Source organism: Alishewanella sp. HH-ZS (assembly GCF_001704375.1).
In the GTDB taxonomy this organism is placed as follows: Bacteria; Pseudomonadota; Gammaproteobacteria; order Enterobacterales; family Alteromonadaceae; genus Alishewanella; species Alishewanella aestuarii.
Map to the genome: position 1 here is coordinate 26473 of NZ_LZEJ01000028.1, position 14719 is coordinate 41191.

13 protein-coding genes are annotated in these 14719 nt (G+C 52.1%); 7 read left to right on the forward strand and 6 right to left on the reverse strand.

Features of this window, described 5'->3' with window-relative positions:
• Positions 1-6: 6 nt before the first annotated feature.
• A complete protein-coding gene (gene cysM, locus A9165_RS11880) occupies positions 7-891 on the reverse strand; it encodes a cysteine synthase CysM (protein ID WP_065956031.1) in 885 nt (294 codons plus the stop codon).
• A 14-nt stretch (positions 892-905) separates the two neighbouring features.
• Complete coding sequence (locus A9165_RS11885; protein ID WP_008606623.1) at positions 906-1655, reverse strand: RNA methyltransferase; 750 nt, start codon at positions 1653-1655, stop codon at positions 906-908.
• A gap of 194 nt (positions 1656-1849) precedes the next feature.
• Here A9165_RS11885 and A9165_RS11890 point away from each other — a divergent pair, with 194 nt between their 5' ends.
• Positions 1850-2215 (forward strand): HPF/RaiA family ribosome-associated protein, encoded by a 366-nt coding sequence (locus A9165_RS11890; protein ID WP_065956032.1) that lies wholly within the window; start codon positions 1850-1852, stop codon positions 2213-2215.
• Between the two features lie 23 nt (positions 2216-2238).
• Here the strand turns inward: A9165_RS11890 and A9165_RS11895 are convergent, their stop codons facing one another.
• Together A9165_RS11895 and A9165_RS11900 are read right to left on the reverse strand one after the other, a co-directional pair.
• Positions 2239-2916 (reverse strand): hypothetical protein, encoded by a 678-nt coding sequence (locus A9165_RS11895; protein ID WP_065956033.1) that lies wholly within the window; start codon positions 2914-2916, stop codon positions 2239-2241.
• A 76-nt stretch (positions 2917-2992) separates the two neighbouring features.
• Positions 2993-4645, reverse strand: a complete 1653-nt coding sequence (locus A9165_RS11900; RefSeq protein WP_065956034.1) for an amidohydrolase — start codon at positions 4643-4645, stop codon at positions 2993-2995.
• Positions 4646-4965: 320 nt separating this feature from the next.
• On the opposite strand from A9165_RS11900, the gene A9165_RS11905 reads away from it, so the two are divergent.
• The gene (locus A9165_RS11905; protein WP_008606627.1) at positions 4966-6327 is read left to right on the forward strand and encodes a peptidoglycan DD-metalloendopeptidase family protein; all 1362 of its coding nucleotides are present in this window, start codon (positions 4966-4968) and stop codon (positions 6325-6327) included.
• Between the two features lie 87 nt (positions 6328-6414).
• Here the strand turns inward: A9165_RS11905 and A9165_RS11910 are convergent, their stop codons facing one another.
• The gene (locus A9165_RS11910) at positions 6415-7947 is read right to left on the reverse strand and encodes a S10 family peptidase (RefSeq protein WP_065956035.1); all 1533 of its coding nucleotides are present in this window, start codon (positions 7945-7947) and stop codon (positions 6415-6417) included.
• Positions 7948-8185: 238 nt separating this feature from the next.
• On the opposite strand from A9165_RS11910, the gene bfr (A9165_RS11915) reads away from it, so the two are divergent.
• Together bfr (A9165_RS11915) and bfr (A9165_RS11920) are read left to right on the forward strand one after the other, a co-directional pair.
• Positions 8186-8659, forward strand: a complete 474-nt coding sequence (gene bfr / locus A9165_RS11915; protein WP_065956036.1) for a bacterioferritin — start codon at positions 8186-8188, stop codon at positions 8657-8659.
• Positions 8659-9126: a bacterioferritin gene (bfr, locus tag A9165_RS11920; RefSeq protein WP_065956037.1), complete on the forward strand. Its 468-nt coding sequence runs from the start codon at positions 8659-8661 to the stop codon at positions 9124-9126. Before bfr (A9165_RS11915) ends, bfr (A9165_RS11920) begins: the two co-directional genes overlap by 1 nt.
• Here bfr (A9165_RS11920) and A9165_RS11925 read toward each other — a convergent pair.
• Positions 9123-9725 carry a hypothetical protein gene (locus A9165_RS11925; protein ID WP_065956038.1) on the reverse strand — a complete coding sequence of 201 codons (603 nt, stop codon included), beginning with the start codon at positions 9723-9725 and terminating at the stop codon, positions 9123-9125. The genes bfr (A9165_RS11920) and A9165_RS11925 overlap by 4 nt on opposite strands.
• A gap of 225 nt (positions 9726-9950) precedes the next feature.
• Here A9165_RS11925 and A9165_RS11930 point away from each other — a divergent pair, with 225 nt between their 5' ends.
• The 3 genes from A9165_RS11930 to A9165_RS11940 all read left to right on the forward strand — a co-directional run bounded on the left by A9165_RS11930 (position 9951) and on the right by A9165_RS11940 (position 14648).
• A complete protein-coding gene (locus A9165_RS11930) occupies positions 9951-10700 on the forward strand; it encodes a ZIP family metal transporter (protein ID WP_065956039.1) in 750 nt (249 codons plus the stop codon).
• Between the two features lie 81 nt (positions 10701-10781).
• Complete coding sequence (locus tag A9165_RS11935; RefSeq protein ID WP_008606644.1) at positions 10782-13241, forward strand: TonB-dependent receptor; 2460 nt, start codon at positions 10782-10784, stop codon at positions 13239-13241.
• A gap of 57 nt (positions 13242-13298) precedes the next feature.
• On the forward strand, positions 13299-14648 hold the full coding sequence (locus A9165_RS11940) for a 5-methyltetrahydrofolate--homocysteine methyltransferase (RefSeq protein WP_065956040.1): 1350 nt from the start codon (positions 13299-13301) through the stop codon (positions 14646-14648).
• Positions 14649-14719: the final 71 nt, after the last annotated feature.

The following is a 14719-nucleotide window of genomic DNA, read 5'->3' on the forward strand; positions in this document are numbered from 1 at the left end:
TTTATGCTAATAAATACCGGATGATAAGTAACGGTCACCGCGATCACAGATAATCGCTACAATCACCGCATTATCCTGCTGCTCTGCCAATTTGATCGCCGCATAAACAGCGCCACCTGAACTGACACCGGCACAGATGCCTTCTTCCCGGGCAAGCCGGCGCATCATCTCTTCGGCATCTTTTTGGTAGATATCGATTACTTGATCGACGCGCTCAGGCTCAAAAAAGCCCGGCAGGTATTCTTTGGGCCAGCGGCGGATGCCGGGGATACTGGCGCCATCTGCCGGTTGCAAGCCAATAATCTGAATCGCCGGATTTTGCTGCTTCAGATAGCGGGAGGTGCCCATAATGGTGCCGGTGGTGCCCATGCTGGAAACGAAATGCGTAATGCAGCCATTCGTTTGTTGCCATAACTCTGGGCCGGTACTGACATAATGCGCCGCCGGGTTATCAAGATTATTAAATTGATCCAGTACTATGCCCTTGCCCTCGGCCTGCATTTGTAACGCCAGATCACGCGCGCCCTCCATTCCCTGCTCTTTGCTCACCAGGATCAGCTCGGCACCATAGGCGCGCATCGAGGCTTTGCGCTCTTCGGTGGCGTTCGCTGGCATAATCAGCGTCATCGGGTAACCTTTAATGGCGGCTGCCATCGCCAGCGCGATACCGGTATTGCCGCTGGTGGCTTCAATAATCCGATCACCGGGTTTGATAGTGCCACGCAGTTCGGCCTGCACAATCATATTCAGCGCTGGCCGATCTTTTACTGAGCCGGCTGGGTTATTGCCTTCCAGCTTGCATAGTACCGTGCTGTTGGTATGGTTCGCCAGCCGTTGTAAGCGGACCAGCGGCGTATTGCCCACATAGGCTTCAATAGTCGGAAAGTTCATAGCCAGTTCCCGGTTCAGGCGCCGCTTAAGCGACGCAGATTATCGCAAATAATAGCGCAGGCAATACCAACATTCAGCGATTCCGCCTGACCAAAGGCCGGAATCGTCACTTTACGGCTGATATGCTGACCGACAGCTGCGCTGATGCCATTGGCTTCATTACCCAGCACCAGGTACCCCCCGGGCGCAGCCAGCGCTAACTGATGCACCGACTCTCCGCCCAGGTAAGCGCCATATACCGGACGCGCGGCGTGTTCCAGCAGCGGTACTAACGGCTGATAATGCAACTGCACCCTTAAAAATGATCCTTTGGCGGCAGCAATGACCTTGGGATTAAAGGCATCCGCGGTATCCTCGGAGCAGAGAATGTGCCGGATGCCGTACCAGTCGGCAATCCGAATAATGGTCCCCAGATTACCCGGATCGTTAATGCTGTCTAAAACCAGCACCCACTCGTGAGGTGCCGGTGGGCTAAAACTTCGTTGCGGTATCCGTACCACCGCCAAGGCGGCATCATTGCTGCTAAAGGTGCCCACCCGCTCCAGCTCGCTACTGCTGCAGCTTTGTAGTAGGTCAGCGCGTTGACTGTGCACACCGTGCGCGGAAAGAAAGCTTTCAGTGGCAAATAAGGCGACGACCGGCCAGTCTGACTGTAACAGCTCCAACACCGCTTTCTCACCTTCGACGAAGAACAGTTGCTCGGCTTTACGATGCTTTTTCAGGTGCAGCGATTTAATGAGCTTGGTCCACTTATTACTGATCATGCGCTTATATTTGGGCTGTAAGGTATAGCGCTATTTTAACCAGTCTTGCCAAAGATGTCTGACTTTCTCGCTTTATTTTCTGCGTCAGCCCTTGAAGTTAGCGCCAAGCGGTGCCAATTATTCGTTAAGACGACGCAACCTATCGACTAAAACGGCGTCTTACTCTGCAGTCCCTATTGCCACAGGAGTGACCTATGCAAGTTCAGATTAACAGTGACCGCAATATTCAGGCGGATGAGCGCCTGGCCGAATTTGTCCGCGATACGCTACAGCATAAATTACAGCGTTTTGCAGATCACCTGACCCGGGTTGAGGTACACCTGAGTGATGAAAACGGTAGCACCAAACACGAAGGTAACGACAAGCGCTGCTTGCTGGAAGCCCGCCCGCAAGGGCTGGAGCCGGTAGCGGTAACCGAGTTTGCCCCGACAGTGGGGCAGGCCATTACCGGTGCGGCTGACAAGCTACAGCGCAAATTAAGTACGGTTATTGGCAAATTACGTGATAAGCAAAGCCACGGCCAGCGCCCGGACTTTGTAACAGAAGACGAAGCGAATTAACCGCTGCGGGCTTAGGCCCGCTGTTAATCCTGCGCGCGCTGCAACAGCTCGGCTAGCGGCGCCGCTAAATGCCCCAGCTGTGTGCTTAAAACATGGCAGATCGCAAAGGGCAAGAGATCGGTTGCGACCAGTCCGGCATCGGTTAAACCGGCCTGATGCAGATAGGCAATCGCAGAGCGCTGATCTTCCAGTAAAATATCCGCGCGTTTTTGCAGCAGCATCCCAAACGCCTGTTGCAAATCACTGACCTCCACCCGGCTGCCGGCAAAAAGAGTAAGCTCCGCCATCTTCAAGCCGCGGATATGGACGATAATCAGCTCGCTGTTTTGCTGCCATTGCGTTAGGGTTTCTACCGACTGACTGTAGGCCTGTAACATCAGCTCGCCAAGCTTGGCCGGAACTGTTACCAGATTTTCCTGCTGTTCCAACTGACAGATCCGAAACAAGTCGGCATCCAGCTCATTATTAGTCAATAACCGTAACCGATGCTCTGATGGTAAAGCGATAAAGCGGGTACTAAAGCCTAGCCTGGCATAAGCCGCAGCTAACTGCTGCTCAATTCGGGTACTGAGGTCTGATGGGCTTTGCGTGGTACCAACGGTAATGGTGACCGGATCGGCAACTACCAGAGGTGGCCAGCAACAACTGGCGAGCAGTACAAAAGCCATTCCACGGCATTTGGCAATCAGCGTGTCAGTCATCAGTACTACCTACTCTGGGCGATGCTTTAAGCATAGCCGTTGGCCGTGATGGCTGCCAACGGCTATCTGCGCAGGATCAGCGGCTAAAACGTAGCTGACCGTGGATCCAGGTTTGCTGGGTGCGGGTTTGCCACAGTTGTTCTGCCGGTATCGCAAAAATATCGCGGTCGACCAGAATAAAATCAGCCCAGCTACCCGGTGCCAAGGTGCCCATTTTTTCTTCCTGAAAGGCACCGTAGGCGGCATCAACGGTAAAAGAACGCAGTGCTTCAACTAAGGTCAGGCGCTGTTCTGGCAACCAGCCACCGACCGGCTGATTTTGCTGATCCTGCCGGGTGACCGAGGCGTGTAAACCATGGAACGGATTGGCCAGTTCCACCGGAAAATCTGAACCGCCGACAATAATACTGCCCTGATCGGCAAAGGTGCGCCAGGCATAGGCGCCGCGCAACCGCGCTATGCCCAGCCGGTCACCGGCCATATTCATATCCGAGGTGGCATGTACCGCCTGCATCGAGGGCAGAATGTGCAGCGCTTTAAAGCGCGGAATATCCTGCGGTGAGACTATCTGCGCATGTTCGATACGGTGGCGGCCGGCAGCGCGCTGCTCGGCGGAGGCTAGCAATTCAAAGCGATCCAATACCAAACGGTTAGCCCGATCGCCAATGGCGTGCACATTGGCCTGATAGCCGGCGTTAATGGTCAGCCGCATAATCTCGGTCAGAGTATCGGGTTCGGTAACCAACAGGCCACGTTGGCCAGCCTGATCGCTATAGTCAGCTAACAATGCCGCACCGCGACTACCCAGGGCTCCATCGCCATAAATTTTTACCGAGCGGATATCCAGCCAATCAGTCGGGTCGTCAACGATGCCGTTAGTAAACCACTGCTCCAGCGCCGGATCCTTGGCTGATAGCATCGGGTATACCCGGACGCCCAGCGCCTGCTCCTGCTGTAATTGCTGATAGAGCGCGACCAGTTCGCTGCTGACACCGGCATCATGCACGGCAGTGATCCCCAGTTCCTGCAAATGGGCAAATGCCGTTTGCAGAGCCGCTCTTTTATCGTCAGTGCTGGGGGCCGGGATTTTTTGCTGTACCAGGTACATAGCGTTATCAATTAATACACCTGTTGGTTCGCCGGCGGCATCACGGATAATTTCTCCGCCGGGTGGATCAAGGGTGTCTTTACTGATACCGGCCAAGGCCAGCGCTTTGCTATTGACCCAGGCCGCATGGGCGTCGATCCGCACCAGATATACCGGCTTATCCGGTAACAGTTCATCCAGTGTCTTTTTCGCCGGAAAAGCATTGCTATCCCATAACACCTGATTCCAACCACGGCCAATCACCCATTGCTGCTCCGGGTTCGCGCGGGCAAACTCCGCGACCTGAGCCGCTGAGGCCTGTTCACTGCTTAGACCCCGCAAGTCGGCTTGTTTCAGATATTCACCCAGCCCCAGTAAATGGCCGTGGCCATCGATTAAGCCCGGCAGCAGGGTTTGTCCCTGACCATCAATCACCCTGGCCTTTGGATAGTTGGCAGCAATGCCGGCTGCGCCGCGAGCCAGTACCTGGCCGCTTTCGTCATCAAATACCAGCGTCTGGAAGTTCACCAGTTGCCGCTGCTGGTCAAAACCATAGCCCTGAATATTTTTCAGCACTACAGGCGCGGCAGACAGACCAAAGCTTGTCAGCGTAGCGAGTAATAACAAGGGTTTAAGTTGCATACGGGATCCTGCTGTTAATTTTGACATCAATATAACAACAAAGTAGCGGCCGTTCATCTGATATGCGGTGAAGTCGAAGTTAAAAAAGTTGTATGATTTTTCGCCGCATTCTGGTAAAAGTTTTGTCTGGGATATAACACAGGGCATAAACGCTTGTCGTGCTATGTCGCCAGGTGGCGGGTGCAATTATCGTTGCTATGTCATAGAATGAACTTATTGAGGGTACGGTTATCTTAGGTAGCCAGAGTCGGCCGCCGCTGATAGCAGGTTGCGCCAGCGCCATCCACACTAAAATTAGAATAATGATTACGATTTAATTCATGCCGAACAGTTTAATTCAACAATTCCGGGACCGTGTGCCCGTGCTGCATCAACGGTTGATGCTGGGCTGTGCGCTGGGCTTGAGCGTGTTGCTCGCCTGGCCGCAGCCTAAGCCAACACAGAGTAGCCTGGGCTTTATGCCGTTAATGCTGGGTATGGGGCTACAACATGGGCCCCAGCAGCTGCAGCAATTTCCGGTGGCCGAGCTTACCGCCTGGTTGCAAAGCCAGTTGCATATTGCACCCGCCGAAGATCCCTTTATCAAAGTTTATAATATCCGTGCCGGTGATAGCCTGAGCCGGATCTTTGCCCGCTATGGCCTGAACTACCAAACTGTACAGCAGGTGATGGCGGCAGACGAGTCCTTGCTGGCGTTAGACGTACTGCGCCCCGGTAATCGTCTGACCCTGCAGCTGGATGAAAATGGCCAGCTACAGAGCATGGAGTTGTATGTGCATGCCGGCAAGAAAGTGCTGTATAAACGTGAAGCCGCCGATGAATTCAGTTATCAGGAACTGCTGGATGAAGGAGTATGGCAAAATACGATTCTGGTGGGTGAAGTCTTTGGCAGCTTTTACGCTTCAGCCCAGCGAGCTGGTTTGAATGATGCTGATATTTACAATATTAATCAGTTATTTAAAGAGCGGATTAATTTCGCCCGCGACTTGCAAGCCGGAGCCCAGTTTCAGGTATTGCGCAGTGAAAACTTTGTTGGTGAAGAAAGTACGGGCTTAAGCCGGATTGAAGGCATCCGTATTCTAAACCGGCGTCAGACGTTAACCGCCTTTATGCATGACGACGGCCAGTACTATGATGCCAATGGCGATAGTCTGGAGCGGGCTTTTTCGCGCTTACCTCTGGCTAGCCAGGTCCGGGTTAGCTCACACTTTAATCCACGCCGTCTGCACCCTATTACGCAACGGGTGTCGCCGCACAATGGTACCGATTTCCCGTTACCGATCGGGACGCCGATTATTGCACCGGCTGATGGTGTGGTTACCCGGATTGAAAACCATCCGTTTGCTGGTAAGTACATTGAGATCCAGCATTTTGGTAACTATAAAACCCGCTACCTGCACTTAAGCCGCTTTTTGGTTCAGCGTGGGCAACGTGTAACGCGGGGACAGCGTATTGCCTTATCCGGCAATACCGGGCGCTCCACCGGACCACATTTACATTATGAGCTGCATGTGAATAACAGACCGGTAAATCCGATGACCGCGCATATCCCATTGGCGCGGCCGGTACCGGCAGAATCCAAGGCCGCTTTTGCTGCTCGGGTGAAGCAGCTGACGGCGCAGATGGAGCAACAAACCCTGTTAGCCAAACAGCAAAGCGCCGAACAGGAACTGGCAGACTAAATGTCGAGCTCTGACCTAAAAAAGCCCCCGCTGTTGCGGGGGCTTTTGTTTCAAGTACTGGCTGTACTCGGCAGTAACAGGTGCGGTTTAGTATTTAGCAGGCTGGCCAGCTGCCGGTAATGATTGCAGGATAAACTCGCGCAGATCATCATTTGATTTCTTTAAATCTTCATAGCGTAAATACATCATATGGCCGCTGCGGTAGCCTTTGAAGCTGAGGCGATCTTTCATTTTACCGCTCGGGTCCAGCTGCCACATATTGTACTTAGCATCAAAGTAGTTAGTGGCGCCGTCGTAATAACCCGCCTGCGTCAGCACCCGCAGATAGGGGTTTTGTGCCATCGCCTGGCGCAGGTTTTCACCGGTATTGTCGTTGCTGCGATCCCAGGGATGTACGTTACCGAACATGTTGTATTTAATGTCGGTTTTATAGTTTAACTCGGTGCGCAGGTAGTGATTAATTGCCGGGGTAAAAGAATGCAACCAGGAGGTCAGCTCGGCCCAATAGTCCGGGCTGGCGCCGACGTCATTTTTATCGATCCCCAGATAACGTGAATCCAGCCGGCCAACGGTTTGACCACGGTCACGTAATAGCTCTTTCCAGAAGTAGCTGGTGCTGATATCCAGGTTAGAACGCAGCACATTCTGCACGCTGATACCGGAATAACGGCTAACCTGCTCGGCAATACGTTGCTTGTCCTGTGCCGGCAGCGAATTGCCGCGGGCCAGTGCTGGCAGGTATTCGTTCAGCGTAAAGTTTTCAACTTCCGGCAGAATATCATACAGATCTTTCTGTTGTAGATCGGCCGGCAGGGCTTGGTGATACCAGGCCGTCGCGGCAAAGTATGGCAGGCGATTCGCTACCTTGACCGGGCCCTGACGTTCAATGCCAATATCGGTCGGCGACACCAGGATCACACCATTTAAATACATCCACTGATTGTTTTGCAGTGCCAGCGCCAAGCCGGCGACCCGGGTGGTGCCATAGCTCTCACCAATCAGAAATTTAGGCGACGGCCAGCGCTCGTAGCGGGTGACAAAGCTGTTGATCCAGCCGGCAAGGTAGTTAACGTCAGCATTGACGCCAAAGAACATTTTCTGTTGTTGTTCACGGGATGGCATTTTACCGTCTGGCCCGGGCAGGACACGCGAATAACCGGTATTAACCGGATTTACAAAGACGATATCGGCGACATCGAGTACCGAGTAAGGGTTGGTTTTTACGCCGTATGGCTGAATAGGGTAGCCTTCGCTATCAATAATCAGTGCTTTGGGGCCGGTGTAGGCGATATGCATCCAAACCGATGCCGAGCCCGGACCACCGTTAAACGAAATCAGCAAGGGGCGCTTGCTGTTATCCTTAATATCAGTGCGCTGATAGTAGGTATAAAACAGCGTAGCAGTGGGATGGCCATTGTCATCCCACACCGGCTGGGTACCGGTATAAGCTTTGTAGCTGATCCTTTGGCCGTTAATCTGCGTGCGGTGTTCGGTAACCACCACACTATCGGCGTCGATACTGATCGCTTCGGTTTTGTTGTTAGCCAGCGCCGGTAGCGCGGGGCCCAGTGTTAGACCCAAACCCAGCAAGAGGGGCAGGGCGTAGCAGGATAGTCGCATAATGTTGTCCAAGGTCGATAATGAAAATCTTATGCTTACCATAACGTTAAATGCCAGCGCTGCGAAGCAACTTGCGATTGGTTGCAGATTTACAGGACGGAGGGCAGTGCTGAGCCTGGTTGACAGTAGAAATGCAAAGCATTATTAATTGCATATTTCTGATATTAAACATAATTTTGCTTAACTGCGCAGTTTGAACTAAGCTTAAAGCCTGCTTTTAATCTAGCCGGAGTCTGCTATGCACGGTAATCCACAGGTACTCAGTAAGCTGAATGAAGTACTGACTGCCGAATTAACCTCTATTAATCAGTATTTTCTGCACGCCAGGATCTATAAAAACTGGGGGCTGAAAGCCCTGAATGATGTTTGCTACAAGAAATCTATCAAAGATATGAAGCAAGCTGACGAACTGATTGAGCGTATTCTGATGCTGGAAGGGTTACCGAATTTGCAGGCGCTGGGTAAGCTCAGAATTGGTGAAGATACGCCGGAGATGCTGCAATGCGATCAGGATTTCCAGCTGGAGCAATTACCGTTACTGAAGGAAGCGATAGCACTGTGTGAGAGTTTGCAGGACTATGTTAGCCGGGATCTGCTAACGGAAATCCTGGAGTATGAAGAAGAACATCTGGACTGGCTGGAAACGCAACAGCATCAAATTACGGTGATGGGATTAGCCAATTATCTGCAAGCGCAGCTGGGAGGTGAATAATGCAGGGTAGTCCGAAGGTAATTAGCGCATTAAATGCGTTACTGGCCAATGAGCTGGCGGCAATGGATCAGTATTTTATTCACTCCAGAATGTATCACGACTGGGGCCTGCACAAGCTGTTTGAGCGCATCGATCACGAGTTCGACGATGAAAAAGGTCATGCTTCGGCGCTGATTGAGCGCATTATCTTTCTCGGCGGCACGCCGGATATGAGCAAACGCGATGCCATTCAGGTCGGGCAGACGGTGCCGCAGATGTTGCAGAATGATCTGAATGTTGAGTATGCGGTGCAAAAGCTGCTGAAACAAAGCATGGCCTTGTGTGAACAGGAACAGGATTTTGTGACGCGTAATATCCTGCAGGGGCTGCTGGACGATACCGAAAATGATCACGCGCATTGGCTGGAGCAGCAACTCCGCCTGATTAAGCTACTGGGACTAGAAAACTATCTGCAATCGCAGCTTTAACAACGGTTTGCAAGAAAACGTAAGTAGAGCAACTGATAGCGGATCGCCTGCTGTTGCAGCCAGTGATAGCAGGCGCGCGACATGCAATCTGTGGTGACACAGTGCAGGTTGAGACTGTCGTCCGTTTCCCAAGATTCTAACACCTGAAAACGTCCTGCTGTTAGCCTGGGCTGGCTGGCCAGCCAGTCACTTAGCGCCGATGCCGGTATCTGGCTGGCGGCAGTAAGATCAATACAGGACAGCGCCTGACAGAGCGGCACCCGTTGCTGCGCAAACTGCACTGTCTGACAGCCGCTGAGTCCGAGACGGGTTAACCAGAGTGCCACCTGGCTATAGCTATTCTGCGGTTGTAATTCCAGCAGTGTTGGCAATGCAAGCCTCTCTGATGGCGATTCCAGCTTCAGCATAAACTCGTACCCCGCGCTATGTTCAGCCAGACAGCGATAACCGAGAATGCGTAAATGTTGCCAACCGGCAGCAGGTGGAAATAACACCTGTTGTTGACAGGGGGCGGGCGAGCTGTTGTTGCGTAACGATGGCCAGCATTCGGCCAGGATACCAAGCGCTTTCTTCAGGGATCCGGCTGCCAGCAATGGCATAGTTTATCTTCCTCCAAAAAAAACGGGCAAGCTTGCTTGCCCGAACAATGCAGGACGAGCCACAAAGACCAGAGAGATGCCATCCATGACCGGCTCTTAATCCGTTGCAGTGAGTATAGCGCGGCTTTTTGTAAATGCAAATAGTTATCATTAACAATTTGTGTCTGACAGTGACATCGATTACACTACCGATTGTAATGTTATATTATAACAATTCGGTGTCTTATGCTGCAGATCGTCTTTGCCTGTTTCCTGGTTTGTTTAGTATCGCTAAGTGGCGGCTTGTTGCTGCGGTTGTTCGGTAGCCTGTTGCACAGCGTTATCCCTTGGTTATTAGCGGTGGCCATCGGCGTATTGCTTGCTGATGCGCTCTTTCACTTATTACCCGAAGCCCTTGCCAGTTCGGCGACGGTCTGGCCCGTTCTAAGCTGGCTGGTCGTAGGGCTGGGCGTATTCTTTCTTTTCGAGCGGGGACTCAATTGGCAGCATCGCGTTTTTCATCACGCTTATCCACCAGCCATGGCCAGCTTTGGTTGGGTAAGCCTGAGTGTTGATGCCCTGCATAATCTGATTGATGGCGCCCTGATTGCGACCAGCTTTTTGTTGGATCCGGCGTTGGGTTGGGCGACGACGCTGGCGATTCTGCTGCATGAATTGCCCCAGGAAATCAGTGATACCGCCATTTTGGTGGCGGCGGGCGCGAGTTTGAAAAAGGCAGTTGGCTTGAATTTGCTGGCGGCGAGCACCGTTTTTATCGGTGCCGCTTTGGTGTTGAGTTTGGGCCAGATCCTAACTTTGCCGGTAGCAACCTTGTTGGCTATTACGGCCGGGGGCTTTATTTACATTGCACTATTCGATCTATTGCCCAGGCTGCAGCGGCCGGTAAATATCAGAGTCCTGGGTTTGCAAATCTCCTGTGTAGCAGTCGGTATGGCGTTTATCGAGGTTTTACATCTGTTAAACGCACATCATTAATCCCCTGCATTGTTATATCATCACAAAAGCTGTATATTGTTACGATATAACATTTTGAGCTAATCCTGGAGTTAAGGACCAATGATCAAGCAGAGTGCGATAGCCCTAACCATAGCAGCGGCCTTGCATAGCGCCACAGCACAAGCCAATACCATTAGCGGTGTAGTGAAAGATCCTAAAGGGCAGCCCGTTGCCAATGCTGAAGTTGATGTTATTGGCGCCGCGGCCAAAACACGCACTGACGAATTTGGTCGCTTTACATTGCGCAATGTACCAGTGCGGGAAGTAGAGTTGCATCTGGCGGCCCGTCGTTTTGGTCACAGCAACGTGAAATTATCTGTTCCGGCAGCTGGGTTAACCGATGTGGAACTGCAGCTGACGCCAAGCAGCTTTGAAATTATTGATGTCACGGCCAGCCCGTTACATGCCTCAGTAACAGAATCCGCCCTGCCAGTCAGCGTGTTAGCAGGTGATCGGTTAAAGATGCAACAAACTACCTCGCTGGGCGATACGCTGAGTAAAGAAGTTGGTGTGCATTCGAATTTCCATGGCGGTGTTACCAGCAGCCCGATTATCCGTGGCCTGGATGGCCCGCGGGTACTGATTATGCAAAATGGTCTCGATGCCGGTGATGCCTCTCGCATCGGCCCGGATCACAGTGTGGCAACAGAAACCAGTACCGCAACCCAAATTGAAGTATTGCGCGGCCCCGCGACTTTGTTTTACGGCAGTGGCGCTATTGGTGGTGTGGTTAACGTAGTCGATGATAGGATCCCTACAGACAGTACACCACGTGCTGAGTGGCTCACCGAGCTACAAAGCGTCGACTCGGCAAAACTGGTTGCCGGCTCACTGGTTAATGGTAATCAGGACTATGCGGTTTATCTGGATGGTTTCTGGCGCGACAGCATTAATTACAAGGCACCGCACGATTGGATGCACCGCCAGGACGAGCACGATCATGATCACGACCATGCTGATGAGCATGATGAGCACGGTCGTCGCATTGCGAACACCTTCAGCACCAGCAAAGGCTTTACCGTTGGTGGCAGTCGCTTGTTAGATAATGGCTTTGTCGGGCTGTCATACGGTCGTTTAGAGCGGGAATATGGTATCCCTGGTCATAGCCATGGTGGCGAAGAAGATCACGCTGAGCATGACGAAGAGCTGGTCTATGCCGATAAAAAGCAGGATCGGCTGCAGCTACAAAGCGAGCTGTTTTTTGACAATCCCTGGCTACGTCAGCTGAATAGTCGTCTGGCCTATACCGATTATCAGCATGCTGAGATTGAAGACGGTTTTGTCAGTACGGTGTTCCGCAACAAGAGTCACGAAGCCCGTTTCGAGTTATTCCACCAGCCGGTATACGACTGGAAAGGCGGCCTGAGTCTGCACTATAAATTCAGCGATTTCGAGGCGGTTGGCAGCGAGGCCTTTACGCCACCATCTGAATCTACCATGTTGGCCTTGGGTTGGATGGCTGAGCGTCATTTTGGCCCGGTATTGTTGCAGCTGGGCGCCCGCGCTGAACGGGTAAAGATTAGCGCTGACCGGGTGCTGCTGCCGGAACTGGACATTCATGGCCATGACGATGACCATCACGACCACGATCATGACCATGATCATGGCGGTGTTGAGATCATCCGTGTGTTTGGTGTCGAGAATAAATACACGCCAGTCAGTTTATCTGCCGGTGTGGTCTGGGACTTTGCTGAGGGATATAACCTTGGTTTATCCTTATCCCAGGCTGAGCGGGCGCCGAGTGCGGCTGAGTTGTTCTCCTTTGGTCCTCACCTGGGGACTCGTAGTTATGAAATCGGCTCGTTATTCCGTCTCAATGCCGATCGGGATGGCTTTGAGTTAAACCGGGACGGCTTTGAATTAGAAAAATCACGCAATCTGGACCTGACGTTCCGCAAGTTTGGTGGTGATTTTGGTTTAGTACTAAATGCCTTCTACAACCGGGTTGATAATTACTTCTATCAACGTAACACCGGCTTATTTGCCGAATATAGCCACCAGCACGAAGATGAGCATGATGGCCATGACCATGGCGATCATGATCATGGTGGCCACGACCATGGCGGTGAATTGCCGGTTTATCTGTACGTTAACGAAGACGTTGATTTGCACGGCTTTGAAGCTCAGTTTATCTGGCAAATCAGCGCACCGTATCGGCTGACCATTCAGGGCGACTATATTCGGGCCCGGCTGCGCGCTGGTGGTGAGTTACCACGCACACCACCAATGCGTTTGATGACCGAGCTAGCGTATCAGGGTAATCATTTTGATGCTGACCTCAGTATCAGCCGTTACTTCCGGCAGGATAAAATCGCTGAATTCGAGCAGGCTTCTGCGGGGTACACCCTGGTTGATGCCAGTGTGAGCTATCGCTTTAACTTAGGTTCGCAGGATCTGGTGGCGTATCTGAAAGCGCAGAACCTGACCGATGAGCTGGCGCTGGTTCATACCTCCTTCTTACGTGACATCACACCACTCCCAGGTCGTAGCTTTGCTATTGGCCTTAGAGGTTCATTCTAACTTTAATCAACAATTAGGGGCCCTGGCGACAGGGCTCGAGTATCAGAGGAAGACACTATGCGTTATCTAACACCGACCCGGACTGTTGCCGTGGCCGTAGCCGCAGCTTTGCTTGCGGCTTGTGGAGATACGACAATTAATATTAACGAGCAGGAGCCGATTGTTATTGAGCGGCCGGGTCATGATCATGACCATGATAAGGTGAATCCGGTAGGCCGGTTAGTGTTAACCGCGATTGATAACCCTTTCGTGCAAATCTTAGAGTTACCCGCTAAAACCGAACTGAACACCTTTATGGTCAGTGCGACACCCAGTGATCTTTATGCCAGTGGCGATTACCGCTATGCAGCTGTGGTACAACGTACCCAGGATCTGGTGAACTTTATTGATGGTGGTTTATGGCAGGAAGACCATGTCGACCATCTACATGATTATCAGGAAGCGCCACGTTTTATGCCGTTTCAGTTAACTGGCGTCAGACCGACACACTTTCAGCAGGCTCCGGGCCAATTGGCGGTATTTTTCGATGGTAATGCCGCAACAGGTGCGCCTGCCAGTGTCGCGGTGTTAACCGATGCTGATATTGGTGAAGATCGCACTAACTATCCGAAATTAACCTTAACGACTCACCAGCATGGTGCGGCGCAGGCACGGGGTGAGTTTTTAGTCAGTACTCTGCGCGATGTAAACAGCAGCACTACCCTGCCAAGTCAGGTGGCACTGTATAAGCGGCAAGGTGCTGATTTCATCCAGGAACAAGTCTTTGCCGAAAACTGCCCTAACTTACACGGCAGCGCACAGAATCATGATTTTGTGGCCTTTGGTTGTTCGGATGGTGTATTGCTGATTGAGCAGAATGGAAATACCTTTACTGCCAGTAAGCTGGCGAATACCGCCGACTTTACCGGTACGCTGCGTATTGGCACTCTGGCCGGCGACAAAGCGGCAGAACATTTTATTGGTTTAGCAGGCGCTCAGGTGTTCGCGATTGACGCTGAAGATGCCAAAATGGAAAAGCTGGATTGGCAGCCCGGCACTGCTACTGCGATCTGGGGCTATGGCTTTGCAGACGGTGCCGAGAAGTTTGTCCTGCTGGATAACACCGGCCAACTGACCATTTTTAACTACCATGGTCATGCCCACGCTGGCCAAAGTGCCTTTACCTATGCGGCTAAAGTTGCAGTATCGAACGCTGATCTGAGCCTGTTACCGGCAGGGGCCCGTTTCCAATTAGCGATTTCGGCGGCCGATGACAAAGTTTATATCACCGATCCGATCCGCAAAGAGCTGATTACGGTGGATGTGCATGATGCAGAAATCAAAAGCCGCAAACAGCTAAACTTTACACCACACCGTATTACGTGGCTGGGTATTGCTGAGCCGGCAGATGATCATCACGACCATTAATTAACACCCTAACTTCCTGGTGGGTTTGGCCGCTGCAACTGCAGCGGCTTTTTTATGGTGCGCCGGGCATG